This window comes from Streptomyces sp. NBC_00846 (assembly GCF_045207325.1).
Taxonomy (GTDB): Bacteria; Actinomycetota; Actinomycetes; order Streptomycetales; family Streptomycetaceae; genus Streptomyces.
The window spans coordinates 4,089,341-4,113,274 of sequence record NZ_CP108846.1; the positions used below are offsets into that span (position 1 = coordinate 4,089,341).

Below are 23,934 nucleotides of genomic sequence, written 5' to 3' on the forward strand. Positions count from 1 at the left end.
TATACCTACCTGTTGGCAGGCCGGACCGGGGCTTCTCCCGGGGCCTCGGCCATGCTCTGCTGCTCCGAACGGGTCATGGGTTCGGCGGCCCGCTCCGTCGCGGCCCGGGCCTTGGCCCCCTCGGCCGCGCGTTCCGCCTTCTCCGGTGCGACGAACCGGTAGCCGACGTTACGGACCGTGCCGATCAGCGACTCGTGCTCCGGGCCGAGCTTGGCGCGCAGCCGGCGCACATGGACGTCGACCGTCCGCGTACCGCCGAAATAGTCGTATCCCCAGACCTCCTGGAGCAGCTGGGCGCGGGTGAAGACCCGGCCCGGGTGCTGCGCCAGATATTTCAGCAGTTCGAATTCCTTGAAGGTCAGGTCCAGGACCCGGCCCTTCAGTTTCGCGCTGTACGCCGCCTCGTCGACCGACAGATCGCCGCTGCGGATCTCCATCGGGGAGTCGTCGGAGCCGATCTGCTGTCGGCCGGTGGCCAGCCGCAGCCGGGCCTCGACCTCGGCCGGGCCCGCCGTGTCCAGCAGCACGTCGTCCATGCCCCAGTCGGCGGTGACGGCCGCGAGACCGCCCTCCGTCACGACGAGGATCAGCGGACAGCCCGGTCCGGTGGACCGCAGCAGCTGGCACAGCGACCGCACCTGCGGCAGGTCGCGGCGGCCGTCGATCAGGATGACGTCGGCGCCGGGGGTGTCGACGAGGGCCGGGCCTTCGGCCGGCGCCACCCGCACGCTGTGCAGCAGGAGACCGAGGGCCGGAAGCACCTCCGTCGACGGTTGAAGGGCATTTGTCAGAAGCAGCAGTGAACTCATCGCCGCCCACCTGCCTGGGTCGTCGGTCGATGATCGTGCACGGTTCGCTCGCCCATTACGTCGGTCCTCCTCGTTCCCTGCGAGAGGGGCACTCCCGGGCTCGGCCCGGGGGAGTATGCGGCACTTCTTCGTACGGTTCGTGCCGGCTCCATCACTGCTTGCCGTACGACGTTCTTCTTCGTCCGTCATACGTTTTCTACGGATGCGGCCCCGCGCCCCGGGACCGCTGAGCTTGTGGAAACGTCGCCGTAACAACGCCCGGAAAGCACTAAAGGACCCGGGGGCTGCTTTGCCCGGATCCTCTTCCCAGCAGAATAGCCCACATGAGTTCTGTGTCCGAGGGGCGATTTCGGAGTTCCTCTGTTCCTTTGATCACGCCCGGACATCCGCGCACCCCATTGCGGACCACGTTGAGGACCGATGACGGGGTCCGTATCGAGGCGGTGTACGAGCCGTGTACGGCAGATGCCGGGGCCGCTGCGGAAACATCCTTCGACGGTACTGCGGTCGTGGTCGCGCACGGGTTCACCGGATCGGTGGACCGGCCCGCGGTACGGCGTGCCGCGGGGGTTCTCGGCCGGCGCGCGGCCGTGGTCACGTTCTCGTTCCGGGGGCACGGCGGGTCCGGCGGACGGTCGACGGTGGGTGATCGCGAGGTGCTGGATCTGGCGGCGGCAGTGCGGTGGGCGCGGGCGCTCGGACACCGGAGGGTCGTGACCGTCGGGTTCTCGATGGGCGGCTCCGTGGTGCTGCGGCACGGGGCGCTGTGCAAAGGGCGAGCCGGGGTGAGCGCAGAGCGCGGGGGGCGCATCGAAGCGTACGAGGGGGTGCACGCGGATGCGCGCGCCGATGCGGTGGTGGCCGTGAGCGCCCCCGCCCGCTGGTACTACCGGGGCACGGCCCCGATGCGCCGCCTGCACTGGGTGGTCACCCGTCCCGTCGGCCGGCTGGTCGGCCGCTACGGTTTCCGCACCCGGATCGACCACAACGACTGGGACCCGGTCCCGCTCTCCCCGGTCGGGGCGGCGCGGCTGATCGCCCCGGCCCCGCTGCTGATCGTGCACGGCGACCAGGACCCGTACTTCCCGCTGGACCACCCCCGGATGCTGGCCGAAGCGGCGGGCGACGGCGCCGAGCTGTGGCTGGAGCACGGCATGGGCCATGCCGAGAACGCCGCGGACGAGAGCCTGCTCAGCCGCATCGGCGACTGGGTGGCGGCGCGGTGATTCATGATGGACAGCTGATGCGAGACGAGAGGAGCTTCGCCATGTCTGCCGGAACGATCCGCTACTGGGCGGCCGCGAAGGCCGCCGCCGGGATCGCGGAGGAGCCGTATACCGCTGCGACGCTCGCCGAGGCGCTCGACGGGGTGCGCGAACGGCACCCCGGCGAGCTCACCCGAGTGCTGCAACGGTGCTCGTTCCTCGTCGACGGCGACCCCGTGGGGACCCGCAGTCATGAGACCGTACGTCTCGCCGAGGGCGGCACGGTCGAGGTGCTCCCGCCGTTCGCAGGAGGGTGAACCGCAGAACATGAGCAGCAACGATCAACAGCATCCGTACGGACAGGACCCGGGGCACGGCTACGGGTACGAGCCCGGCCAGGAGCCGCAGCCGCAGCCGTACGGGGAGCAGGCGTACGGACAGCAGCCGTACGGTCAGCAGGCGTACGGGGAGCAGGCGTACGGGGAGCAGCCGTACGGGGAACAGGCGTACGGGCAGCAGCCCTACGGTCAGCAGGTGTACGGCGACCGGACCCATGGGGATCAGTCGCACGGGGACCAGTCGTACGGGGACCAGTCGTACGGCGGCCAGTCGTACGGTCAGCAGGCGTCGTACGGAGCCCCGCAGCCGGCCGGACCGGTGTCCGCATGGCCGACCGGCCATCTGCCGGAGTCCGGCGTACCGGCGGCGCACGGGCCGCAGGATCCCGGTGTCGCGCAGACCTGGGAGGGCCAGACCTGGGACACCCAGTACCAGCCGACCATCCAGCCCGCACAGCCTGTGCAACAAGCACAGCCCGTGCAGCCTGCCCAGTCCATGCAGCCCGCACAGCCTGTGCAGCAGCCCGTTCCGGCTGTCGCCGAGACCGCCTGTCCGTCGCCTTCGCATCCGCGGCGCGCCGCCGGCTCCTACCCGCTGCCACCCGAGGCCCCGGCCGAGCCGGTCCGGGCGGACGTACCGGCGGACCAGCCTTCCGCCGCCACCGCGTCCGCGCTCGACGCCGCCGGATACAGCGTCCCCACCACCCTGGGCAACAGCCGGATCACCGACGCCCAGCGCGCCCGCGCCGAAGGCCGCTCGCCGATCATCGCGCCGGGTACGCAGCCCGCCGCCATCACCGCGGGACTCGGGCTGCTCCTTGCCCTCGGTGCCGCGATCGGGCCGTACGCCCTGGCCGTACCGCTGGTGCTGCTCCAGGCCGTGACCGCAGCCGGGTGGTTCCGGCTCAACGGCATGTGGCCGGCCCGGCAGGGCATCGCGCTCGCGTTCGCCGGCGGTCTCGTCGCCGACATCGCGCTGCTCGCCGCGGGCCGCGAGAACGGACCGGCCGCCATCCTCGGCACCCTCGGCATCTGGATGCTGCTCACCGTGGTCCTCCAGTTGCGCAGCCACGCGAGCGCCGACGAGCGGATGCAGGGGCTGATGGCCACCGTCGCCTCGGCCGCGCTCTCGGTCCTGGCCGCCGGACACCTTGCGGCGGTCCCGGCAGCGGTGACGGTGGGCGGGGTGGCCGTCGCGGTCGCCGTCCTCGTCCGCGCGCTGCCGCTGCCGCTGCCCGGACCGGCCTCGGTCGTGGTGGCGCTGCTCGCCGCCGCGGGTGCCGGTGCCGCGGCGGGGGCGTTCACCGATTTCGGCACGAAGGGTGCGCTGCTCGGCCTCGCGGCGGGCGGTTGCGCGCTGATCGGGCTGCGGGTGGCGAGTTACGACTACCCGTCGCGGTTCGTCCACATGACGGCCGGTGTGGCACTGCCGCTCACCGCCGCCGCCCCCGCCGTCTATCTGCTCGGCCGCGCGATCTCGTAGCACGCACCGCCGCCGCCCCCTTCGGGAACCGGACGGGAACCGAAGAGGGGTGTCCGCTCGTCGATCACCCCGGGCGTGCCGTGCATCCGTACCGGACGCACGGGCGCCGGGGGTCCGGCCGGATGCAGGGTGGGGGAAAGAGCGGGCATGCGCGCACTGCGAATACTGCTGGTCATCGTGGTGGTTCTGGGCGGGATCTTCGTCGTCGTCGACCGGGCTGCGGTGTATTTCGCCGAGTCGGAGGCCGAGAGCCGGGTCCACGTCACCGGTGCCACGATCGGCTCCACGGACGTCTCCATCAAGGGATTTCCGTTCCTGACCCAGCTCGCCGGTTCGCGGCTCGACGAGGTCGACGTCGAGATCACCGGCATCGAGACCGACGCCAACGGCCGCCGGATCCGGATCAGCAGGATGAACGCCGCGCTGCACGAGGTGAAGCTGGCCGACGGCTACGCCGGCGCCACCGCCGCCCGCGCCACCGGTACCGCCGTCATCTCGTACGAGGACCTGACCAAGGCAGCCGGCGACGGCGTCGTCGTCGAGTACGGCGGCAACGGCAAGGTGAAGGTGACCGGCACGGTCGACATCCTCGGCCGCCCACTGTCGCGCAGTGTGCTCTCCACCGTCACCCTCGTCGACGGCCACATCCTCAAGGTGCGCGCCGACAAGGTGCCGGGCGGGGGCATCCCGGGGCTGGAGGGCCTGGTGCGCCGGAAGACCGACTTCGAGCGGGAGGTCGGCGGGCTGCCCAGCGGCCTGAAGCTGCGGAAGATCCAGCCGACCGCCGACGGCCTGGAGATCTCGGTGACGGGCACGGACGTACAGCTCGACGGCTGACCGCCGCCGGGTCCGGGCAGCGTCCTCGACCGCGTCCTCGGCCTCGACCGCGTCCTCGACCGCGTCCTCGGCCTCGACCTCGGCCTCGACCTCGGCCGAGCAGGGCACTTCGGGCCACATATTGAGACGGCTGTGTCCGATCCGCAGATGGCCGACGAGCGCGGACGGCGCGGGAACCGCACGGGAGGTGGCGCCGTCCAGACGGTGTCTCGTATCGCGGACGATCGAGTCTCAGGATGCGACACGACGGTGACATGTCCGGCCGTACCTCCCTACGATCGGTCCCATGCAGTGCTCTATAGGCGGTCTCCCACAGTGGGGACGGGCGGATCTCACGAAGCGGCGGGCAGTGGACCTGTGCCGCGTCGCCGCCATGCTCTGTCGCACTGTCTGAGCGGGAGCCTTCGGCGCCCCGCATTCCCCCGGCCCTTCGACCGATTCAGGGCCCGTCCCGATCGCATGTCGCACGTGCGCCGCACCCTGCGCCGCCGTACAGCCGCATCACGCATCCGCATCACGCACCGTCTCGCACATCTCGCCGCAGACTGCCCCGGAGGAGAACAGAATGAGCCGCAGTGACGTCCTGGTAGACGCCGACTGGGTCGAGGCCCACATCGAGGACCCGAAGATCGCCCTCGTCGAGGTCGACGAGGACACCTCCGCGTACGAGAAGAACCACATCAAGAACGCGATCCGGATCGACTGGACCAAGGACCTCCAGGACCCGGTCCGCCGGGACTTCATCGACCAGGCGGGCTTCGAGAAGCTGCTGTCCGAGAAGGGCATCGGCAACGACACCACGGTCGTCCTGTACGGCGGCAACAACAACTGGTTCGCGTCCTACGCGTTCTGGTACTTCAAGCTCTACGGTCACCAGGACGTCCGCCTGCTCGACGGCGGCCGCAAGAAGTGGGAGCTCGACTCCCGCGACCTGGTCGACGGCGACCAGATCCCGTCCCGTCCGGCCACCGCGTACAAGGCCCAGCCGCAGGACGAGTCGATCCGCGCCTACCGCGACGACGTCGTGAAGGCGATCGGCAGCCAGAACCTGGTCGACGTGCGGTCGCCCGACGAGTTCAGCGGCAAGCTGCTCGCCCCGGCGCACCTCCCGCAGGAGCAGTCCCAGCGCCCCGGCCACGTGCCGACCGCCCGCAACATCCCGTGGTCGAAGAACGCCAACGACGATGGCACCTTCAAGTCGGACGACGAGCTCAAGGCCCTCTACGAGGACGAGCAGGTCGACCTCGCGAAGGACACCATCGCGTACTGCCGCATCGGCGAGCGCTCCGCGCTCACCTGGTTCGTGCTGCACGAGCTGCTCGGCCAGGAGAACGTCAAGAACTACGACGGTTCGTGGACCGAGTACGGCTCCCTCGTGGGCGTGCCGATCGAGCTCGGCGCCAACAAGTAACCACCAAGCAACTCCGCACGACCCGGACCGGCACCACCCGGACCAGGACGCCCCCCGACCCAGAAGGACAGAACACCATGTGTGGAGCAAAGGCCGGCGGCCCCGACGCTTCGACCATCAAGCCCGGTGAGACCACCATCCAGGGCAGCGTGACCCGCGACGGCGAGCCCGTCACCGGCTACGTGCGCCTGCTGGACTCGACCGGCGAGTTCACCGCGGAGGTCCCGACCTCGGCGACCGGACAGTTCCGCTTCTACGCGGCCGAGGGCACGTGGACGGTCCGCGCCCTCGTCCCGGGCGGCAGCGCCGACCGCACGGTCGTGGCGCAGACCGGTGGCCTCTCCGAGGTCGCCATTGCCGTCTAGTTGACCGGTCCGGCGGGCCCCCGACGCCTCACCGGCCGAAGGGCCGTACCCCAGGGGTTTGGACGCTCTTCTGAAGCGGGGTACGGCCCTTCGTGCCGTTCGCGTGGGCGCGTGGGCGCGTGGGCGGACAACGGGCCTACGCTGGACTCATGTACGCCCGACGCCGTCGCGGCTATTTCCTGATGATGGGCGGCTGCATCGTCCTCTTCGTATCGGCCTGGGCATTCGTCCGGCTGTGGTCGATGCCCGCCGCGATAGCGATGTGTCTCGTCGCCATGGTCATCCCGCCCGTCGCGGCCATGATCGCCAACCGCCGGGGCCCGGAGGACCGCTGGTGGGACGATCCGTCCGGCGACCCGAAGTCCGACGAGTGGTGGGACGAACTCGACGGCAAGAAACGGCACTGATGGGGGCGGGGCGGGGGCGCGTGCCCGTGATGCGCGTGGCGCGTCAGTAGACGAGGGCCTGGACGCCCTCGGCCATGATCTCGCTGACGAAGACCTGGGCGCCCGCGATCCGTACGCCCTCCAGGACGTCCTGCTCGGTGATGTCGCGCCGGGCCGCGCACTGCGTGCAGAGGGTGATCTGCCCGCCCGCCTGGATCGACTCGATCAGATCCGGCAGCGGCGCGGCATGTGGCAGTTCGAACTCCGCGGCGCGGCCCGGTAGAGCGAACCAGGAGGATTCCCCGGTCAGCCAGAGGGAGACCTCCACGCCACTGGCGACGGCGACCGCGGCCACCGTGAACGCCTGCGAGCAGCGCTCGGCTGAGTCGGCACCGGCAGTCACCTTGATCACGAGCTTCTTCGGCATATGCCGAACTGTAATCGTCGGGTGGGCAACCTCATGTCCCCGGTGGCAGTCAGGTGTGTGCGCGGATAACGGAATCAGCGCTTCTGGTCTCATGGGGGGACCCAATTGGAACCGAAAGACACCATTCCTGATGGGCAGGCCGGGCCGCTCGCCGAGAAGGAGATACCGCTCGGTGCGACGAAGCCACCCGCGCCGGAGCCGGTGGCCGTGCCGGATTCGGTGGCCGGGCCTGTGGTCGAGCCCGGGGCTGCGCCCGCGACCGCGGTTGAGCCCGTGCCCGCTCCCGCAGCCGTCGCGAGGCGCCCGCGCGGGCGTACGGCTCTGCTGATCGCCGCTGCCGCGGTGCTCGGTATCGCCGGTGGCACAGCGGTGGGCTACGACGTCCAGGCCGGACGCGCCCCGACGCCGCTGCCCGCCCTGTCGCAGCCCGATCTGGCGTACCCGGCGAAGGCGCTGCCTGCGGACAAGATCCCGGACCCGCTGCCCGCGTCCGAGGACCGGCAGGTCAAGACGGGCGGCGACCTGCGCAAGCTGCTTGCCGACAGGCCCGCGGGCTGGAGCGACGACAGGTCTGCGCCGGGCCTCGGCGACGGATGGCTGGGCGTGGACCACTACGCCCGCTTCTTCGAGGACGAGGGCCCCATGTACGAGTACTTCCTGGAGCTCGACATACGCCGGATCGCGGGCGCCGCCTGGAAGCGCGGGCAGTACCGCACCGCCGAGACGTACCTCGTGCAGTTCGGCTCGGGAACCGTCCAGGGGGCCCAGGACTTCGCCGAGGGCCAGCTTGCGTACATGTCCGGAACCGAGGTCGGTGCGGGCAACGACGGCGATGCGATCAAGGGCAGCGGCAACGGCCGTTACTACCTCTTCGAGGTCGAGCGGAAGCCGGGCTATCTGCCGTCGTACCACGCCAGGGCCACCGTGTACCGCGGAGACATCGCGGCCGACATCCACATCTTCGACACCGTACCGATCAGCAAGAAGGACATCCGGACGCTGGCCGAGCGACAGCTGGAGCGCCTGTGAACGACGTGACCACGCAGGTGACCACGCCCGGCGAGAACGCCGACGCTTCCGGGACCGCCGCCTCCGGCCGGGCACGCCGGGTGATCCGCGCGGCGCTTCCCGTCGTGCTGGTGATCGCCGCGGTCGGGGGCGCGGCCGCGTACACCAAGAACGTAGTGGACGACGCCGACCGCAGCGCCAGGACCGCCCTCTGGGAGAAGCCCGCGCACAAGCCGGGCAAGGACCCGGCCGGTGACGTGGCCCGGGGCAGGGCCTCCACCGAACTCAGCAAGCTGCTGCTGCCGGTCCCGAGCGGCTACCGGCTCGGCCCCGACAACGGCGAGCTGGGCAACGACGGCGAGCAGAGCGGCAAGAAGGCGACCGCCGCCATGAAGGAGAGCGCCCACGGTCTCGCGGGCAAGGAGCGCCGGGCCTACGAGAAGCGGATCGACAAGCTCCGTGTCGAGGGCATCGCCGTCCGTTCCTATGCCGAGGACGACAACAACCTGGTGATCCGCACCGAGATCACGCGGATGAAGGACAAGAAGGCCGTCCGGGACCTCTACACCTTCGAGACGGGCCTCCTGGAGTCCCTCGGCATCTTCCGCCAGGAGCCGAAGGTCAAGGGGCACACGAGGAACGCCAAGTGCTACGTCCTGCGCAAGGGCAGCAAGGACTCCATCAAGTCGATGAACTGCCTGGCGTTCGACGGCGAGCTGAGCATCAGCCTCTCGGCGTCCGGCACCAAGCCGTTCGACCGGACGGCCGTCGCCGAACTGCTGAAGGACCAGCTCAACCACATCACGTCTCCGGGGGAGTACATATGACCGAGCAGACGACGGAAACACCGGACGCACCCGACCCGGCACCCACCGACCCGGCATCCACTGGCCCGGCACCCGCCAACCCCGCACCCGCCAACCCCGCACCCGCCAACCCCGCACCCGCCAACCCCGCACCCGCCAACCCCGCACCCGCCAACCCCGCACCCGCCAACCCCGCACCCGCCAACCCCGCACCCGCCGAAGCGGCCCCCGTACCGCAGACGCCCGAGCCGCCCCTGTTTGCGCCTTCGCCCTTCCCGTCGCTGCCGCCCAAGCCGCCGCGGCGTGTCCTGCGGGCCGTCGCCCGGTGGACGGCGGCCGTTCTGGTGTGCGGCGGTTTCGGTGCCGGCGCGGCCGCCGAAATCACCTCGATGGAGCGCACCGACGTGCCCGGTCTGGCCACCGGGAGCGATGGCCGCTGGGACTATCCCGAGCTCAGCCTGCCCGCGCTTCCGGCTGGTTCGCCCCGCCCGTACAGCGACGGCAATGTCGCCGAGATCCACCACGCCGACCTGCGGAGTCTGCTGCTGCCCGCCCCGGCCGGAGCGACCGTGGACAAGAAGCTCGACGGCGGCTGGGTGAGTACGGAGCAGTACCTCTCCGAGTACGTGAAGGGCAAGCGCTCCGACATCACGCAGACATTGAAGGACTTCGCTCCGCGGCACGTCGCCGCTCGCGGCTGGACCATGCCGGACGGCACGTCGACCCGGATCTATCTCGTCCGGTTCAACTCGACGGTTTTCGCCCAGGACTTCATGGACTCGATCATCGGAAGAAGCGGATCCGGGGTGCCGCTCGTCGGGGCGCCCGAGACGGTTCTCGACGAAGGCTGGAGCGGCTACGGCAAGGTGAACGGCACCACGTCGTACGTGTACGACGAGGCGAAACCGTACGGCGAGGCGCAGGTCCGTCAGGGATACGTGGTCGCCGGTGACACGCTCGCCCTCGTCGTCCAGGCCCGCAGGGGCAGGGAGGGGACGGAGAGCGTTCCGTTCCACCAGACGCTGATCCTGCAGAACCAGCTGCTGGGCTGACCCGTTCCCCGGCGGACCCCACACAAAGCCCCGAACCGACGGGCCGGGCCCCAACCCATTAGGCTGGGGCCCGGCCCGTACTGCTGGCCTACCGCTCGTTCCAAGGAGTTCCCGTGCTTGAGGCATTCTTCTCCGCGCTGCTGGTGCTGGTCTGCGTCGGCGTTCTCGCCTTCGCCGGCCTGACCGTGAAGAAGCTCTACCAGGGTCAGCGCTGACCTTCCCCGTCCCCACCCCCTCCCTCACAGATCGTCTGAGCCGCTCATGATCGAGATCCCGTCCGACCTCCACCCGGACCTCGTCCCGCTGGCCTTCCTCCTCGGCAACTGGGCGGGCGCGGGTGTCTCCGACTTCCCCGGCGCCGAGCAGTGCAACTTCGGCCAGGAGGTCTCCTTCAGCCACGACGGCCGGGACTTCCTGGAGTACACGTCGCACACCTGGGTGCTCGACTCCGAGGGCAAGAAGGTCAAGCCGCTGGAGTCCGAGTCGGGCTACTGGCGCATCGACAAGGATCGCAAGGTCGAGGTCGTCATGGTCCGCGACCAGGGCGTCATCGAGATCTGGTACGGGGAGCTGGCCGACCGGAAGCCGCAGATCGACCTCGTCACCGACGCGGTGGCGCGCACCGCGGCCTCCGGCCCGTACAGCGGTGGCAAGCGGCTCTACGGCTATGTGAAGAGCGACCTGATGTGGGTCGGCGAGAAGGCCACCCCGGAGGTGGAGCTGCGCCCGTACATGTCGGCGCACCTGAAGAAGGTCGTCACCCCGGAAGAGGTCGAGGCGATGGCGAAGAGCCTCGGCGACCTCCCGGACGACGGCATCGCCTTCTTCAAGTAGTTCGAGAAGCCGGTCAAGAAGCCCTTCGGGGCCTGGTCCACGCCGGAACAGTTCACGGAATCCTCCCGGACACTGCTGTGGCCAGGCGTGCACCCGGTCCTACACTGGGCCTGTGGTGAGCACCGACTGGAAGACCGATCTCCGGCAGCGCGGCTATCGGCTGACGCCGCAGCGGCAGCTTGTCCTGGAAGCCGTCGACACGCTGGAACACGCGACGCCCGACGACATCCTCGCCGAGGTGCGCAGGACTGCGGCGGGCGTGAACATCTCCACCGTCTACCGGACGCTCGAACTCCTTGAGGAGCTGGAGCTGGTCAGCCACGCCCATCTGGGGCACGGGGCGCCGACGTACCACCTGGCCGACCGCCACCACCACATCCACCTGGTCTGCCGCGACTGTACGAACGTCATCGAGGCCGATGTCGGGGTCGTCGCCGAGTTCACCGCGAAGCTGCAGGACAGCTTCGGGTTCGAGACGGACATGAAGCACTTCGCGATCTTCGGCCGCTGCGCCGACTGCGCGGCGAAGGCGGCGTCCGGCGACGCGGCACGGACGGCCGACGCGGCACGGACGGCCGACGCGGCCGGACCCAAGGCGTAGGACCGCCCCTCCCGAGCTGTAAATCGCGTCGTACGCTGGTCGCATGAAGAGCCCTCTGCTGTCCCTGCCCGGCGCGGTTCCCGCCGAAGGCCGCGACGAAGGCGTCGCCGCGCACTACGGCGACCTGTTCCGCGAGCAGCGCGCCCTCGCCGACGGCTCCGGCCTCGTCGACCTCTCGCACCGCGCCGTCATCACCGTCACCGGCAGCGACCGGTTGGCCTGGCTGCATCTGCTGCTCACCCAACACGTCAGCGAACTCGCCCCGGGGCAGGCCACCGAGGCCCTGATCCTCACCGCGCACGGACACATCGAGCACGCCCTCTATCTCGTCGATGACGGCGAGACCGTGTGGATGCACGCCGAACCGGGCACGCAGGGCGACCTCGTCGCCTACCTGGAGTCCATGAAGTTCTTCTACCGGGTCGAAGTCGCCGACCGCACCGAGGACTTCGCTGTCGTGTACCTGCCGGCCGGCTCCATCGCGGAGGTCCCGGACGGGGTGACGGTACGGGAGACGGCGTACGGCCGGGACCTGTTCCTGCCCCGCGCCGACCTGGAGGCATACGCGGCCGCACACGGCCCGGTGGCCGGCATTCTGGCGTACGAGGCGCTGCGCGTCGAGGCGCACCGCCCGCGCCTCGGTTTCGAGACCGACCACCGCACCATCCCGCACGAGCTGGGCTGGATCGGTACCGCCGTCCATCTCCAGAAGGGCTGCTACCGGGGCCAGGAGACCGTGGCCCGGGTGCAGAACCTGGGCAAGCCGCCGCGGCGGCTGGTCTTCCTGCACCTCGACGGCAGCGAGGTCGTGCTGCCCGGACACGGCACCCCCGTACGGCTCGCCGCGGACGGCGCCGAGGGCCGGCAGCTGGGCTTCATCACGACGTCCGCCCGCCACCACGAGCTGGGGCCGATCGCGCTGGCCCTGGTCAAGCGGAACGTGGCAGTGGACGCGGAACTGCTCGCGGGGGATACGGCCGCTGCCCAGGAGACGGTCGTGGAGCCGTAATCGCACGCAGATTCTCTACGCGTGAGCGTCTGCGGTGTCTGCGGTTGCTGCGGCGTCCGTACCGATGAACCGACCGCACGGCCCGGCCTCTGTCCTGTCCGCGGTCGGGCCGTGGGCCGGTTCAGACCTCGACGACGACGGTGAACGGGCCGTGGTTCGTGAGCGAGACCCGCATGTCCGCGCCGAACCGGCCGGTCTCCACCTGCGCGCCCAGCGCCCTCAGCTGCGCCACCACCTCGTCGACCAGCGGTTCGGCGACCTCGCCGGGCGCCGCGGCGTTCCAGGTGGGCCTGCGCCCCTTCCGGGCATCCCCGTAGAGGGTGAACTGGGAAATCACCAGAAGCGGCGCATTTACGTCGGAGCAGGACTTCTCGCCCTCCAGAATGCGGACCGACCAGAGCTTGCGGGCGAGCTGCGCCGCCTTCTCCGGGGTGTCCCCATGGGTGACCCCGACCAGCACACACAGCCCTTCACCGACGATTTCGCCGACGACCTCGGGCCCGACCGACGCGCCCGTGCCGTCGGCCACCGTGACGCTCGCACCGTCCACCCTCTGCACCACTGCACGCATATGGACCAACCTATCCTGGCCAACCTGTCTTGGGCTGAACGGGTACAGAGCATCCACATATGCCCTACTGGAGTGGCACCATGCTGGGAAGGCGGTGTGCCGACGCACCGGTCGAGGGGATGGACACCAGGATGAGTACCTATGGAACCGGGCAGTCCCCCGGCGCCGTGCCGGTCACATGTACCGGCACCAGTACCAGTACGAGTACCGGCACCAGCACCAGTACCGGCATCAGGACGAGTGCCAGTACCAGCACCTTGCGCCCACCCGTCCAGCGAACCGGTCACGGACACCTGGACGGCCCGTCCGCGGGACCGCCGGCGGAGCTGGGTGGCCTGCGTCTGCCGGAGCTGCGCACCCTGCGCCGCGACTCGCAGCGCGACGAGGCCGACCTCAGCTATGTGCGGCGACTGATCCAGGGCCGTATCGACATCCTGCGGGCCGAGCTGGCCCGCAGACGGGATCCGGAGACACCGGTCGTGGACCGGCTCTCGGAGATCCTCGCCGACACCCCGTCCCAGCACCGCTCCTCCGCCCGGCACGTCACGCTCACCACGCCGCGCAGCGACGAGTACCGCCGGCTGGCGGCCGAGACGCTCGCCGAGGTCGAACTCTCCGACCTCGACGCCCGTACGGACGACGAGCTGCACATCGCGATGGGGCGCCTGGTCCGCTACGAGCAGCAGGTCTCCCGCCGCCGTCACCAACTGCAACGCACCGCTGACGATTGCAGTGCCGAGATCGCCCGCAGGTACCGTGACGGTGAAGCACAAGTAGACGACCTGCTCGCCTGAAGCGACCCTTCCGGGGGCGGGTTCCGCCCGTCTCCGGAAGGCCACCATGACCTCCAGCGCCGCAACCGCCGCCCCCTCCGCCCACCCCGTCCTGGCCGAGGTCGTACGGTCCGGCTTCGTAGAGGGCCGGCACCGGGGCTCGCTGGTCCTCCTGGCCGCCGACGGCAGCGTGGAAGGGATCCTGGGCGATCCGACGGCGCCGGTCTTTCCCCGTTCGTCCAACAAGCCGATGCAGGCCGCGGCCGTGCTGCGGGCCGGGCTCGACCTGTCCGGGGAGCGGCTGGCACTGGCCGCCGCGAGCCACTCCGGCGAGGGCTTCCACCTCGAACTCGTACGCAGGATGCTCGCCGAGCACGGACTCACCCCCGGTGATCTGCAGACCCCGCCCGATCTGCCGCTGGACCCGGCGGAGGCGGAGACGTATCTCGCCGCCGGCCGCGTCCGGGAGCGGATCACCATGAACTGTTCCGGCAAGCACGCGGCGATGCTCGCGGCGTGCGCGCTGAACGGCTGGGACCGGGCGTCCTACCTCGACCCGTCGCACCCGCTCCAGCAGCTGGTCCACCAGGTGGTCGAGGAGGCGGCCGGCGAGCCGGTCGCGGAGGTCGGTACGGACGGGTGCGGGGCGCCGCTGATGGCGATAAGCCTGGTGGGTCTGGCGCGGGCCTTCCGCACGTTCGTGCTGGCCGAGCCGGGGACGGCCGAGCGCCGGGTCGGCGACGCGATGCGGGCCCACCCCGAGTACGTGGCGGGAACGCGCCGCCCCGACACCTGGCTGATGCGGGAGGTGCCGGGCACGCTCTCCAAGATGGGCGCGGAGGCGGTGCAGGCGGTGGCGCTGGCCGACGGCCGGGCCCTGGCCTTCAAGATCGACGACGGCGCGACGCGGGCGCTCGGCCCGGTGCTGGCCCGGTCGCTGCGCCTGCTCGGCATCGACGCCCCGGTGGTCTCCCGGATCGGACGCACGCCGCTGCTGGGCGGCGGCGGTGAGGTCGGCGAGATCAGGGCGGCGTTCTGACCGGGTTCCGCGGTCCCGGAAAACCGGGCGACAACCCGGGAGCCGGGTGCCTAGCGTGGATCACATGGCTCCTGACGTCCGTACGATCACCGCTGCCGAGTTCCCCGACTGGCTGCGCGCCAAGCACACCGGCTTTCTGCAGCCGCCGACGGGAACGGAAGAAGAGGCCGAACGGCGGCTCCCGTACACGGACCTCGCCCGCACGCAGGGCGCCTTCGACAGCGGGCGGTGCGTGGCCACGTTCCGTTCGTTCGCGCAGGAGCTCACGGTCGTCGGCGGTGCCGTGGTGCCGGCCGACGCGATCTCCAACGTCACGGTGTCGCCCACGCACCGCCGTCGCGGACTGCTCAGCCGGATGATGGCCACGGACCTGGCGGCGGCGAAGGAGCGCGGCGACGTGGTCGCCACCCTGATCGCCGCCGAGTACCCGATCTACGGGCGGTACGGCTTCGGTCCGGCGACGTGGACCACCAAGTGGGAGATCGACGTACCGAGGGCGGGCCTGGACCCGCGCTGGTCGGGCCCCTCCGCGCAGGACGGCGGCCGGATCGACCTGGTGAGCGGTGCCGACGTACGCAAGCTGGGCCCGGCCCTCCACGGCCGGCTGCGCGCCCAGCAGCACGGTGTGGTCGACCGCGACGCCCGCTGGTGGCAAGTGAAAACCGGCGAGGTCCCGTCCGGTCCCGAGGCATGGAAGGAACCGTTCTACGCGGTCTACAGCAACGCGGCCGGTGAGCCGGACGGTCTGATCGTCTTCCACGCCGACGACACCTGGGGCGATGCCAAGCAGCCGCTGAACCGGGCCACGGTGCTCGGGCAGATCGCCGTCACCCCGGCCGCGGACCGCGCGCTGTGGCACTTCGTCTGCTCGGTCGACTGGATCATCACGGTCCACACCGGCTACCGCGCCCCCGACGACCTGCTGCCCCTCCTGCTCCCTAACCCGCGCGCGGCCCGCATCGTGACCCACGCGGACTGGCTGTGGGTGCGGGTCCTGGACGTCGTACGCGCCCTGGAGGCCCGGACGTACGCGGTGCCCGGCACGCTGACCCTGGACGTCCACGACACCACGGGCCTGACCGCCGGCCGCTACCGCCTGGACGCCTCCCCGTCCGGCGCGAGTTGCACCCCCACCTCGACTGAAGCCGATCTCGCCCTGGACATAAGGGAGTTGGGAACGCTCTACCTGGGCGACGAGTCGCCGGTCCGGCTGGCGGCACTGGACCGCATCGAGGAACGCACGCCGGGAGCGGTGGCGCTGGCGGAGGGGATGTTCCGGGCGGCGCGGCGCGCCTGGTGCCCGGACTCCTTCTAGGACCGCCCCCGGCCTGCCGCCGACGGCAGGCCGCGCCACCGGACGCTAACTGTCGGTGGGGACGACGAGCAGGGCCAGGATCAGGGCTCCTGCGCAGGCGCAGTTGGGGCTTCCCGCCTTGAGTCCGAAGGTGAGCAGAGCCAGGCCCACCGTCCCCATGAAGCCGTACTTCCACTGGACGATCTGTTCGAGTCCCAGCGTGATGAATGGCATGGCGATCACTCCTCCGGTGGTGAAGGGGCGTCGGCGCTCGCACTCCGTTGTGCCGCTCGGACGCTACCTGCGACTCTCGGCAACCAATCAACTCACTCTGTAATTTGACCGGTTGACTTGAGTTCAGTCTTCCCTACGGGCGAGTAGTCGTAAACTTGTCTGGTTGTACGGCTGGTTGGTGTCGACCCGATGACGATTAGAGCGGTTGTCGGCGCCATCTCCTCAGTCTGGACCCGAAGTTGTATGGTTGACAGGTGACAAATCGTGAGTCCGTGACACCTGACGGTAAGCGTCAGTACCAGCGAGTCGCCGATCAGCTGCTGAAGGGCATCAACAGCGAAAAGTGGAGGCCGGGCGACCGGCTCCCGACGCAGGAGCAGCTGGCCGAGCAGTTCGGTGTCTCCCGCGCCACGATCAACGAAGCGCTGCGGGTGCTCCGGGAGAAGCGTCTGATCGTCACCCGGCAGGGCAGCGGGACGTTCGTCCGGGGCGGGCCGCAGGAGGGTGCCGCCCCGTCCCGCTCCGGCGCCCCGGTCGAGGTCGGGCACGAGGACGACGACGTGTGGGCCGTCGTTTCGGAGAGCATCCCCCCGGTGCTGTTGAAGCCTTATCTGGAAGAGGCGTTCGAGGCCACCGAGGTGCGGCTCGATGTGTTCTCGATGACCACCGAGTCGCTGGCCGCGCGGGTGTCCGACCAGAAGAACCGCATCATGACCGGGGTCATCCAGCCGCCCCGGAGCATCAGGGCCCGTCTCATGCTCCCCGACTGCGACTCCCCGCACCTGGCGATCCCGCGGCCCGTGGACGGCTCGGACGATCCCCGGGTGCGGCGGCGGCTGAAGGGGATCCTGCAGAGTCACGCGACGATGCTCAGGGAGGCCCTCTTCGAGCTGCGCTACCAGGGGTTCGTGCCCGAGGTCGAGGTCGAGGTGCGGTTGGTGCCTTTCTCGCCCCAGATGAAGCTGTACATTCTGAACCGCCGACTGGCGCTCCAGGGCCTCTACGTGACGGAAGAGGGCACCATCCCGCTCCCTCCCGACCGAGAGGAAGTCGAGATCTTCGACGCCTACGGCACGGGAGCGACCCTCTTCCCGTACCGTGCCTCGGCCGACGCCACACCCGATCAGGTCGGCATTGTGCGCACGTTTCAGGCGTTCTTCGATTCGAACTGGGACAACCTAGCCGCAAGGGCGGACTTCTGATCGTGTCGCATGCGACGGCCACCCCCGCACCCCCGGACACCGCGTCTTCGGACACCGCATCTCCGGACGCCGCGTCTTCGGACACCGCATCCGTTCGGGAGGTGCGGGGCATGCTCTCCCGTGCCCGATGCGTCGTACTCGACTTCGACGGACCCATTGCCCGGCTCTTCGCCGGCGGGCACCGAAGCCAGGAGAGCGTGGCGGGCGACATCGCCGAGGAGCTGCTGAGGATCGCGGCATCGCACCGCCTCGACCTGGCCGGACCCAGAGGCAGCAAGGACCCGCACGAGGTCTTCAGTACGTACGCGCGGGCCGCGGCCGACCGCGACGGCGCGCATCCGTGGCGCATCGCCGTCGACGAGATGCAGAGCGCTCTGACCACCTGGGAGCTCAAGTCGGCCGAGTACGCGGAGCCGACGCCCGGCGCCGCGGCCTTCATCCGCGCCTGGAGCGGGTCGGCCGGGTGCAGGCCGGCGGGTGCGCCTCTGCCGGAGCACAAGCGGCTGGCGGTGGCGTCCAACAACCATCAGGGAGCCATCACGCGCTACCTCGAACGTGAGGAGCTGCTGGGGTTCTTCGACGGCCCGGTCATCGGCCGGAGCGAGGCCGATGTGCGGCTCATGAAGCCGAACCCCTGGGTTCTGCACGAGGTCGTGCGGGCGTCGGGGGCCGACGCGTCGGAGCACCTGCTGATCGGTGACTCGCTCTCGGACCGGCAGGCCGCGCGGAGTGCGGGGATGCCCTTTCTCGGCTATCACCGCAAACCCGGGAAGCGGCAGGCGCTGCGGGCCCCGGGGCCGGACGGCCACCAGGTGCCGGTGATCGCGGCCATGCAGGTGCTGGCCGACGCCGTCGGCGCTCCGTGAGGCGTACAAGTGCGGTAGATCGGCTGCGAGTTGTACCTTCCTTATATGGATCGCGACGAGGTGGCCGGACCGGCCCGTGAGCCCGGTTGCCGCCCGGGCGTCCCGGGCCGCCCGGTTCATGCGGTGTGTGGCCGCGTCGCCGTGGGCCGGACCTGCCTGTGACGGCGCTCCCGGCACCCGCCGTCGTGGCGCCCGCGGCCGGTGCGAAGCCCAAAGCGGCGTCCGGACCCCGGGCGGCGGGGACGGCGTCCGAGGCCCGGACGCGCGCGGCCGCGCTGGTGCCGGACGAGAGCCTGCTGGTGGGGCCGCTGAACGGGTACCACCACGAGACGTACGCGTTCCCGCTGCCGGCCGATGACGGTTCCGGGGCGCAGACCTGGTGGAAGTGCCGGTATCCACGGGCGGGGCTGCTCCGGTTCGATCTGCGCCGGTTCGCTTCGGAGGAGGCGCTCCTGGGCGCTCTGCAGGGCCGCGTCACCCGCATACCCGTACTCGTCGAGCGCAGGGGGATCTCGCTCTACTCGTTCATCGAGGGGCGGACGCTCGGCGAGGTCTGCCCCCTCGGGACTCCGCTGTCGCGACGTCACCTGAACCAGCTCGGCGGACTCTTCCGTGAGCTGACCTCGGTCGACGTCGACGAGACCGGCTTCGCGGGCAGCGCGGGGGCGGGTGGCCTGTCTGCCGGTCGGGAAGACGATCCGGCCGCCTTCCTGACGCGGTTGATCGGTTTCACCGAGTATCACGTCTACCGCCGCCACTTGCCGCGTTACGGCTCGCTCTTCGCGGAACTCGGCGTACACGGCGCCGCCCTGGACCGCCTGCGGCGCGAGGCGGCGAGGCTGACGCCTCGCCCCTTCACTCTGGTCCACGGCGACCTGCACCGGGAGAACTTCATCGTCGACGCCGACGGTGACCTCTGGACCATCGACTGGGAACTGGCCATGGTCGGTGACCCTCTCTACGACCTGGCGACGCATCTCCATCTGATGGGCTACCCACAGAAGGAGAGCGAACGGGTCACCGGACTGTGGTGCGAAGCGGTCGAGAGTGCCCGGCCCGGCGCCTCTGCCGGGTGGGAACGGGATCTTCCGGTGTTGCTGAAGTACAAGCAGGTGCAGTCCGTCTACACGGATGTGATCCGTACGGCGCTCGCCCCGGGACAGGGTCAGGGACAGGGGCGGGGGCCGGGTCCGAGGCTGCCGGCTCGGGCCCCCGGACGCATTCGTGAGGTCCTGGCAGCGGCAGCGATACCGCTGGAACTGGCCCGGGTTCCGACGTCCCGGCAGGTCCGCACCGCGTACGAGAACTGGTTCATGTCGCAGGCGCCCACTACCACTTCCCCTGCTACCGCCCCCTGACTTCTCCCGGACGCTGGAGTCAGGAGCGCTGGCGACGCGGGGCGATCCCGACCACGAGTTCAGGTTCGGTCTCGAACGGGTGCTGGACGGGACCGGGTCCCTGGTGGAGGCCGCGGGCGCGGGACTGAGGGGGCGGGGCGGCGAGGCGATGACCCTGCGGTCCGTCCCCACCCGGCGCTTCCGGCTGTCGGCGTCCGGCCCGCCCGTCGCCCGTGCGACCGCTCGGACGTCAAGTCCGGTTGAGGTCAAGGCGTACGCTTCATGGTCATGAGCGGAGAGACACCCGAGCCGCCCGCGACGGCGTCGGAGCGTGCGGCCCCCGCGCCACATGCGCCGATGAGCCTGCGTGAGCGCAAGAAGCAGCTGACGTACCAGGCGATCTCCGATGCCGCGATCGCGATGTTCGTGGAGCGGGGCTTCGACAAGGTCTCGGTGGCGGAGGTGGCGGCCGCCGCGGACATTTCCAAGCCGACGCTGTTCCGGTACTTCCCGGCCAAGGAGGACCTGGCCCTGCACCGGTTCGCCGACCACGAGGACGAGTCCGCCCGCGTGGTCGCCGCCCGCGCGGACGACGAGGCCCCGCTGGACGCCCTGCGCCGCAACTACCTGGACGGTCTGGAGCGACGCGACCCGGTGACCGGGCTCTGCGATGTGCCGCAGGTGCTGGCGTATCAGCGGATGCTGTACGGGACGCCGTCCCTGGTCGCCCGCATGTACACCTACCAGGGCCGCTCGGAGGCGGCGCTCGCCCGCGCGCTGGGCGACCGGGTGCGGGACAGGCTGGCCGCGGGCCAGATCATCGCCGTACTGCGCATCCTGGCCCTGGAGAACTGGCGGCGGATCGAAGCGGGGGAGAGCGCGGACCAGGTGTACGACGGCGCGGTCGAAGCGGCCGAACTCGCCTTCGTGCAACTGCGGTCGGGACTCGGCGCGCAGTAGCGGCCGACGCGGTGCGCGGCCTCGGCCGTCCGCCGGGCACGGGGCCGCTCAGGCGGGGACGTCGTCGGCGTGCACCACCGCTTCGGCGATCTCGCGCACCCGGTCGAGCGTGATGCCGGTGCGCTGTTCCACGGCGAGGGGATGGTCGGTGGGTTCCAGCTCGATCCGGGGACGCAGGCCGATCGGCCGGGTGTGGGCGTTCGTCTTGAGGTTGGTCGTGCGGGGCGAGTACAGCCCCAACTCGGTGCTCAGCCACCCGAAGTACGGCTGCTCGGACTCCCGGCCGGGCGTCTCCCACACGTCGAGGGCCCGCCCGAAGTTCTCCCGGCTGAGCGAGACCCAGACACCCCAGGAGAACGGCTCCTCGCTGCCGAGGACGGGTATCTCGATCAGGCCCTTGATGAAGTAGTGCTCGTGTCTGACGATGCACTGGTCCGAGGAGAGCATGCTGTCGGGATCGTTCTCCAGGCTCGCGTCCCAGAGGTCGGGTGCCATGGTCGAGTACCCCATCGGGAGTTCCGCGTGGTGTTCGCCGCAGCAGGAGCAGGTGTAGCCGGGGTCGATAGCCATGGGCGGGATCCTAGGCCGTGTGGTTCCGGGGGCGGGCGTACGAGGTCCGTTCCCTTCCCCTGCGTACACCCGCCCTGCGCGCCTACACGGAACGGCCGAGCATGTCCTCCCGTACGTCGGCCCACTCCAGGGAGTGGCGGATGCCCTCCGCCAGCGAGTACCGCGGCTGCCAGCCCAGCAGCCGCTTCGCCCGGTCGCTCCGGGTGTACGCCCCCGCGACATCGCCCGGCCGGGCTTCGGCGTCGACCGCGGGCACGGGTGCCTCGACCACGCTGTTGAAGGCGTCGAGGAGCTCGCGCACGGTGGTGCCCGTGCCGGAGCCCAGGTTGATGACGGTGGAGGTGGCCACCGGCCCGGACCCCGCGACCGGCAGGACGGCGTCGAAGGCGCGGAGCGCGGCCACATGCGCGGCGGCGAGGTCCCAGACGTGGACGTAGTCGCGGATGCCCGAACAGTCGCGCGTCGGGTAGCCGGTTCCGGTGACCTGGAACGCGGTGCCCTCCTCCTGCGCCTGGATCATCTTGCCCAGGGCGTGGCTCGGGCGACGCAGCTGAAGTCCCGTACGCATCTTCGGATCTGCGCCGATCGGGTTGAAGTAGCGCAGGGACAGCACACGCAGAGGCTGCGTGGCGGCGATGTCGGTGAACATCGCCTCGCACACCGCTTTGGTGCGCGCGTACGGGCTCTGCGGGGCGACGGGGGAGTCCTCGTCGACCGTCAGATCGGCGTCCGCGCCGTAGATGGAGGCGGACGAGCTGAAGATCATGCGGGTACAGCCGTTGCGCAGGAGGTGGCCGGCGAACTCCAGGCTCTTGGCCACGTTCGCCCGGTAGTAGCCGACCGAGTCCGGGACCACGATCAGGGCCGCGCAGTGGACGACGGCGTCGATGTCCGGGTGCTCGGCGAAGACCCGGTCGATCAGCGGGCCGTCCGCGATGTCGCCCTCGTGGAAGACCCGCCCCGTCGTGAACTCCTGTCTGCCCGTGACCAGGTTGTCGAGGACGACCGGAGTGATCCCCGCGTCCGCACAGGCGGACGCGACCGTGCTGCCGATGTAGCCCGCGCCTCCGGCTATCAGGACCTTCATGCCGTGCCTGCCTCTCTGTGGCTTTCCGCGTTGCCGCCTCCGGCCGGTGGGGGTGCGCGACGCCGCAGGGCCGGGCCGGCGGGCGGAGGCGGAGCTGCTGAGGCGATCTTAGGCGAGCGCGGTCGGCCGCCCGGCCGTATCCGGCACCGTTCCATGCAGCCGTCCCGCTAGTCGCGAGATCCGAGCAGCGCCATGTCGTCCTCGTCGAGCGTCAGCCGGCCGGCGGCCATGTTCTCCTCCAGGTGGGCGAGCGAAGCGGTGCCGGGGATCTGGACGATCGAGGGCGAGCGGGCCAGCCCCCACGCGAGGGCGACCTGGCGCACCGTCGCGCCGTGCCGTTCCGCGACCTTCCGGATGTTCTCGCCGCCGAGCTCGGTGTGGCCGCCGCCGAGTGCGAAGAACGGCATGTACGCGATACCGGCGTCCGCGCACGCGTCGACGAGCGCGGCATCCGCCTGGTCGAGCACGCCGAACCGGTTCTGCACGGCGGCGACCGGCGCGACGGACCGTGCCTCCGCGAGCTGCTCGCGCGTCACATTGCTGACGCCGAGCTGCCGGATCAGCCCTTCCTCGCGCAGCGCGGCCAGCACCTCGAATCGTTCGCCCAGCGACTCGGCGGTCCCCGAAACCAGCCGTCCCACCCTGAGGTTCACCAGGTCGAGGGTCTCGACCCCGAGGTCCTCCAGATTCCGTTCCACCTCCCCGCGCAGCTGATCGGGGCGGGCCTCGGCGTACATCTCGCCGGTCTCGTCCCGCAGCGGGCCGACCTTGGTGGCGATGGTGACGTCGGCGGGGTACGGGTACAGGGCCTCGCGCAGGAGGTCGTTGGCGCGGTGGGTGGGGGAGAAGTAGAACGCGGCGGTGTCGATGTGCCGCGCCCCGAGTTCGACGGCGCGCCGGACCACGGCCACCGCGGTCGCGGTGTCACCGGCGGGCCCGCTCCACCGCCCCGGCAACTGCATCGCGCCGAAGCCGATCCGCGGGACGGAGACGGCGCCGCCCAGCTCGAAGGTGCCGGGGCCCGGGGCGGAGGGGGAGGGTGCGTTGTCCGGTGAGGAAGCCATGAAGGCAGCTTGCCCGTCGAAGGGCCGGATCCGCACACGGGCGCCGGGATCAGTGGCCCGAACGGAGTTCCATGACGTCGGCGACCACGCAGCTGACGTTGTCGGGGCCACCGGAGCGGTTGGCAAGGGCGATGAGTTCGCGCACCGCCTGCTCGGGATCGCCGATCGCGGCGAGTGCCCGGTGAATCCCTTCGTCCGGCACGACGCCCGACAGGCCGTCGGAGCAGAGCAGATAGCGGTCGCCCTGCCGCGCGTCGTGCAGGCGCATGTCGGGTGTGGCTTCGGCGTCCCCGGCCAGGGCCCGGATCAGCAGCGATCGCTGAGGGTGGGAGGCGGCCTCCTCCGGCCCCGGACCCGGTCGGCCGG

28 protein-coding genes and 1 pseudogene are annotated in these 23,934 nt (G+C 70.6%); 21 read left to right on the plus strand and 8 right to left on the minus strand.

What is annotated here, in order from left to right; translation table 11 throughout:
* Positions 1–5: 5 nt before the first annotated feature.
* Positions 6–809: a response regulator transcription factor gene (locus OG936_RS18870; protein ID WP_406496106.1), complete on the minus strand. Its 804-nt coding sequence runs from the start codon at positions 807–809 to the stop codon at positions 6–8.
* 323 nt (positions 810–1,132) lie between these two features.
* Here OG936_RS18870 and OG936_RS18875 point away from each other — a divergent pair, with 323 nt between their 5' ends.
* The 8 genes from OG936_RS18875 (at position 1,133) to OG936_RS18910 (ending at position 6,855) form a co-directional block, all read left to right on the plus strand.
* Positions 1,133–2,035, plus strand: coding sequence for an alpha/beta hydrolase family protein (locus tag OG936_RS18875; protein WP_406496108.1), 903 nt, complete (start codon positions 1,133–1,135; stop codon positions 2,033–2,035).
* Positions 2,036–2,076: 41 nt separating this feature from the next.
* Positions 2,077–2,331 carry a MoaD/ThiS family protein gene (locus OG936_RS18880; RefSeq protein ID WP_406496110.1) on the plus strand — a complete coding sequence of 85 codons (255 nt, stop codon included), beginning with the start codon at positions 2,077–2,079 and terminating at the stop codon, positions 2,329–2,331.
* A gap of 10 nt (positions 2,332–2,341) precedes the next feature.
* Entirely contained in the window at positions 2,342–3,835 is a 1,494-nt protein-coding gene (locus OG936_RS18885; protein ID WP_406496112.1) for a hypothetical protein, read from the plus strand.
* Between the two features lie 147 nt (positions 3,836–3,982).
* The gene (locus OG936_RS18890; RefSeq protein WP_406496113.1) at positions 3,983–4,672 is read left to right on the plus strand and encodes a DUF2993 domain-containing protein; all 690 of its coding nucleotides are present in this window, start codon (positions 3,983–3,985) and stop codon (positions 4,670–4,672) included.
* A 286-nt stretch (positions 4,673–4,958) separates the two neighbouring features.
* A complete protein-coding gene (locus tag OG936_RS18895; RefSeq protein ID WP_353962445.1) occupies positions 4,959–5,066 on the plus strand; it encodes a putative leader peptide in 108 nt (35 codons plus the stop codon).
* A gap of 171 nt (positions 5,067–5,237) precedes the next feature.
* Positions 5,238–6,083 carry a sulfurtransferase gene (locus OG936_RS18900; RefSeq protein ID WP_406496115.1) on the plus strand — a complete coding sequence of 282 codons (846 nt, stop codon included), beginning with the start codon at positions 5,238–5,240 and terminating at the stop codon, positions 6,081–6,083.
* A 77-nt stretch (positions 6,084–6,160) separates the two neighbouring features.
* Entirely contained in the window at positions 6,161–6,448 is a 288-nt protein-coding gene (locus OG936_RS18905; RefSeq protein WP_030925040.1) for a DUF1416 domain-containing protein, read from the plus strand.
* A 149-nt stretch (positions 6,449–6,597) separates the two neighbouring features.
* Positions 6,598–6,855, plus strand: a complete 258-nt coding sequence (locus tag OG936_RS18910) for a DUF3099 domain-containing protein (protein WP_383760227.1) — start codon at positions 6,598–6,600, stop codon at positions 6,853–6,855.
* Positions 6,856–6,898: 43 nt separating this feature from the next.
* Here the strand turns inward: OG936_RS18910 and OG936_RS18915 are convergent, their stop codons facing one another.
* Positions 6,899–7,261 carry a DsrE family protein gene (locus OG936_RS18915; protein WP_266747572.1) on the minus strand — a complete coding sequence of 121 codons (363 nt, stop codon included), beginning with the start codon at positions 7,259–7,261 and terminating at the stop codon, positions 6,899–6,901.
* Between the two features lie 105 nt (positions 7,262–7,366).
* Here OG936_RS18915 and OG936_RS18920 point away from each other — a divergent pair, with 105 nt between their 5' ends.
* The 6 genes from OG936_RS18920 to OG936_RS18945 all read left to right on the plus strand — a co-directional run bounded on the left by OG936_RS18920 (position 7,367) and on the right by OG936_RS18945 (position 12,571).
* Positions 7,367–8,290, plus strand: a complete 924-nt coding sequence (locus OG936_RS18920; protein ID WP_406496117.1) for a hypothetical protein — start codon at positions 7,367–7,369, stop codon at positions 8,288–8,290.
* Entirely contained in the window at positions 8,287–9,096 is an 810-nt protein-coding gene (locus OG936_RS18925) for a hypothetical protein (protein WP_406496119.1), read from the plus strand. Before OG936_RS18920 ends, OG936_RS18925 begins: the two co-directional genes overlap by 4 nt.
* Positions 9,093–10,127: a hypothetical protein gene (locus OG936_RS18930; RefSeq protein ID WP_406496121.1), complete on the plus strand. Its 1,035-nt coding sequence runs from the start codon at positions 9,093–9,095 to the stop codon at positions 10,125–10,127. The genes OG936_RS18925 and OG936_RS18930 overlap by 4 nt, the downstream gene beginning before the upstream one ends.
* A 261-nt stretch (positions 10,128–10,388) precedes the next feature.
* Positions 10,389–10,961: an FABP family protein gene (locus tag OG936_RS18935; protein ID WP_406496123.1), complete on the plus strand. Its 573-nt coding sequence runs from the start codon at positions 10,389–10,391 to the stop codon at positions 10,959–10,961.
* Between the two features lie 112 nt (positions 10,962–11,073).
* Positions 11,074–11,562, plus strand: coding sequence for a Fur family transcriptional regulator (locus OG936_RS18940; RefSeq protein ID WP_406496125.1), 489 nt, complete (start codon positions 11,074–11,076; stop codon positions 11,560–11,562).
* A gap of 43 nt (positions 11,563–11,605) precedes the next feature.
* A complete protein-coding gene (locus OG936_RS18945; RefSeq protein WP_266747576.1) occupies positions 11,606–12,571 on the plus strand; it encodes a folate-binding protein YgfZ in 966 nt (321 codons plus the stop codon).
* 121 nt (positions 12,572–12,692) lie between these two features.
* On the opposite strand, the gene dtd is transcribed toward OG936_RS18945, so the two are convergent.
* Positions 12,693–13,142, minus strand: a complete 450-nt coding sequence (dtd, locus tag OG936_RS18950; protein WP_406496127.1) for a D-aminoacyl-tRNA deacylase — start codon at positions 13,140–13,142, stop codon at positions 12,693–12,695.
* Between the two features lie 131 nt (positions 13,143–13,273).
* Here dtd and OG936_RS18955 point away from each other — a divergent pair, with 131 nt between their 5' ends.
* From OG936_RS18955 to OG936_RS18965, 3 genes are all read left to right on the plus strand, one after another.
* Positions 13,274–13,936: an ABC transporter substrate-binding protein gene (locus OG936_RS18955; RefSeq protein ID WP_406496129.1), complete on the plus strand. Its 663-nt coding sequence runs from the start codon at positions 13,274–13,276 to the stop codon at positions 13,934–13,936.
* A gap of 46 nt (positions 13,937–13,982) precedes the next feature.
* Complete coding sequence (locus OG936_RS18960; RefSeq protein WP_406496131.1) at positions 13,983–14,954, plus strand: asparaginase; 972 nt, start codon at positions 13,983–13,985, stop codon at positions 14,952–14,954.
* Between the two features lie 64 nt (positions 14,955–15,018).
* Positions 15,019–16,269, plus strand: coding sequence for a GNAT family N-acetyltransferase (locus tag OG936_RS18965; RefSeq protein ID WP_406496132.1), 1,251 nt, complete (start codon positions 15,019–15,021; stop codon positions 16,267–16,269).
* Positions 16,270–16,314: 45 nt separating this feature from the next.
* Here OG936_RS18965 and OG936_RS18970 read toward each other — a convergent pair whose 3' ends face one another.
* Positions 16,315–16,482 carry a hypothetical protein gene (locus tag OG936_RS18970; protein ID WP_406496134.1) on the minus strand — a complete coding sequence of 56 codons (168 nt, stop codon included), beginning with the start codon at positions 16,480–16,482 and terminating at the stop codon, positions 16,315–16,317.
* Positions 16,483–16,754: 272 nt separating this feature from the next.
* Here OG936_RS18970 and OG936_RS18975 point away from each other — a divergent pair, with 272 nt between their 5' ends.
* The 4 genes from OG936_RS18975 (at position 16,755) to OG936_RS18990 (ending at position 20,847) form a co-directional block, all read left to right on the plus strand.
* The gene (locus OG936_RS18975) at positions 16,755–17,684 is read left to right on the plus strand and encodes a winged helix-turn-helix domain-containing protein (protein WP_406496135.1); all 930 of its coding nucleotides are present in this window, start codon (positions 16,755–16,757) and stop codon (positions 17,682–17,684) included.
* A gap of 110 nt (positions 17,685–17,794) precedes the next feature.
* Positions 17,795–18,550 (plus strand): HAD family hydrolase, encoded by a 756-nt coding sequence (locus tag OG936_RS18980; RefSeq protein WP_406496137.1) that lies wholly within the window; start codon positions 17,795–17,797, stop codon positions 18,548–18,550.
* A gap of 158 nt (positions 18,551–18,708) precedes the next feature.
* The gene (locus OG936_RS18985; protein WP_406496138.1) at positions 18,709–19,908 is read left to right on the plus strand and encodes a phosphotransferase family protein; all 1,200 of its coding nucleotides are present in this window, start codon (positions 18,709–18,711) and stop codon (positions 19,906–19,908) included.
* A gap of 261 nt (positions 19,909–20,169) precedes the next feature.
* Positions 20,170–20,847 (plus strand): TetR family transcriptional regulator, encoded by a 678-nt coding sequence (locus tag OG936_RS18990; protein ID WP_406496139.1) that lies wholly within the window; start codon positions 20,170–20,172, stop codon positions 20,845–20,847.
* A 48-nt stretch (positions 20,848–20,895) separates the two neighbouring features.
* Here the strand turns inward: OG936_RS18990 and OG936_RS18995 are convergent, their stop codons facing one another.
* The 4 genes and pseudogenes from OG936_RS18995 to OG936_RS19010 form a co-directional block, all read right to left on the minus strand.
* Positions 20,896–21,417 carry a DUF2199 domain-containing protein gene (locus tag OG936_RS18995; RefSeq protein ID WP_383760244.1) on the minus strand — a complete coding sequence of 174 codons (522 nt, stop codon included), beginning with the start codon at positions 21,415–21,417 and terminating at the stop codon, positions 20,896–20,898.
* Between the two features lie 82 nt (positions 21,418–21,499).
* On the minus strand, positions 21,500–22,504 hold the full coding sequence (galE, locus tag OG936_RS19000) for a UDP-glucose 4-epimerase GalE (RefSeq protein ID WP_406496140.1): 1,005 nt from the start codon (positions 22,502–22,504) through the stop codon (positions 21,500–21,502).
* Positions 22,505–22,671: 167 nt separating this feature from the next.
* Positions 22,672–23,568, minus strand: a complete 897-nt coding sequence (locus OG936_RS19005) for an oxidoreductase (RefSeq protein ID WP_406496142.1) — start codon at positions 23,566–23,568, stop codon at positions 22,672–22,674.
* 49 nt (positions 23,569–23,617) lie between these two features.
* Positions 23,618–23,914 (minus strand): annotated as a pseudogene (locus OG936_RS19010) (PP2C family protein-serine/threonine phosphatase); the annotation flags it as partial.
* Positions 23,915–23,934 lie beyond the last annotated feature (20 nt).

Coding starts and splice junctions, on each gene's coding strand:
- OG936_RS18875 (WP_406496108.1), top strand. CDS start 1,133: ATGAGTTCTGTGTCCGAGGGGCGATTTCGGAGTTCCTCTGTTCCTTTG.
- OG936_RS18935 (WP_406496123.1), top strand. CDS start 10,389: ATGATCGAGATCCCGTCCGACCTCCACCCGGACCTCGTCCCGCTGGCC.
- OG936_RS18960 (WP_406496131.1), top strand. CDS start 13,983: ATGACCTCCAGCGCCGCAACCGCCGCCCCCTCCGCCCACCCCGTCCTG.
- OG936_RS18930 (WP_406496121.1), top strand. CDS start 9,093: ATGACCGAGCAGACGACGGAAACACCGGACGCACCCGACCCGGCACCC.
- galE (WP_406496140.1), bottom strand. CDS start 22,504: ATGAAGGTCCTGATAGCCGGAGGCGCGGGCTACATCGGCAGCACGGTC.
- OG936_RS18965 (WP_406496132.1), top strand. CDS start 15,019: ATGGCTCCTGACGTCCGTACGATCACCGCTGCCGAGTTCCCCGACTGG.
- OG936_RS18915 (WP_266747572.1), bottom strand. CDS start 7,261: ATGCCGAAGAAGCTCGTGATCAAGGTGACTGCCGGTGCCGACTCAGCC.
- OG936_RS18880 (WP_406496110.1), top strand. CDS start 2,077: ATGTCTGCCGGAACGATCCGCTACTGGGCGGCCGCGAAGGCCGCCGCC.
- OG936_RS18970 (WP_406496134.1), bottom strand. CDS start 16,482: ATGCCATTCATCACGCTGGGACTCGAACAGATCGTCCAGTGGAAGTAC.
- OG936_RS18870 (WP_406496106.1), bottom strand. CDS start 809: ATGAGTTCACTGCTGCTTCTGACAAATGCCCTTCAACCGTCGACGGAG.
- OG936_RS18980 (WP_406496137.1), top strand. CDS start 17,795: ATGCTCTCCCGTGCCCGATGCGTCGTACTCGACTTCGACGGACCCATT.
- OG936_RS19005 (WP_406496142.1), bottom strand. CDS start 23,568: ATGGCTTCCTCACCGGACAACGCACCCTCCCCCTCCGCCCCGGGCCCC.
- OG936_RS18900 (WP_406496115.1), top strand. CDS start 5,238: ATGAGCCGCAGTGACGTCCTGGTAGACGCCGACTGGGTCGAGGCCCAC.
- OG936_RS18885 (WP_406496112.1), top strand. CDS start 2,342: ATGAGCAGCAACGATCAACAGCATCCGTACGGACAGGACCCGGGGCAC.
- OG936_RS18895 (WP_353962445.1), top strand. CDS start 4,959: ATGCAGTGCTCTATAGGCGGTCTCCCACAGTGGGGACGGGCGGATCTC.
- OG936_RS18945 (WP_266747576.1), top strand. CDS start 11,606: ATGAAGAGCCCTCTGCTGTCCCTGCCCGGCGCGGTTCCCGCCGAAGGC.
- OG936_RS18955 (WP_406496129.1), top strand. CDS start 13,274: ATGAGTACCTATGGAACCGGGCAGTCCCCCGGCGCCGTGCCGGTCACA.
- dtd (WP_406496127.1), bottom strand. CDS start 13,142: ATGCGTGCAGTGGTGCAGAGGGTGGACGGTGCGAGCGTCACGGTGGCC.
- OG936_RS18890 (WP_406496113.1), top strand. CDS start 3,983: ATGCGCGCACTGCGAATACTGCTGGTCATCGTGGTGGTTCTGGGCGGG.
- OG936_RS18990 (WP_406496139.1), top strand. CDS start 20,170: ATGGTCATGAGCGGAGAGACACCCGAGCCGCCCGCGACGGCGTCGGAG.
- OG936_RS18910 (WP_383760227.1), top strand. CDS start 6,598: ATGTACGCCCGACGCCGTCGCGGCTATTTCCTGATGATGGGCGGCTGC.
- OG936_RS18995 (WP_383760244.1), bottom strand. CDS start 21,417: ATGGCTATCGACCCCGGCTACACCTGCTCCTGCTGCGGCGAACACCAC.
- OG936_RS18905 (WP_030925040.1), top strand. CDS start 6,161: ATGTGTGGAGCAAAGGCCGGCGGCCCCGACGCTTCGACCATCAAGCCC.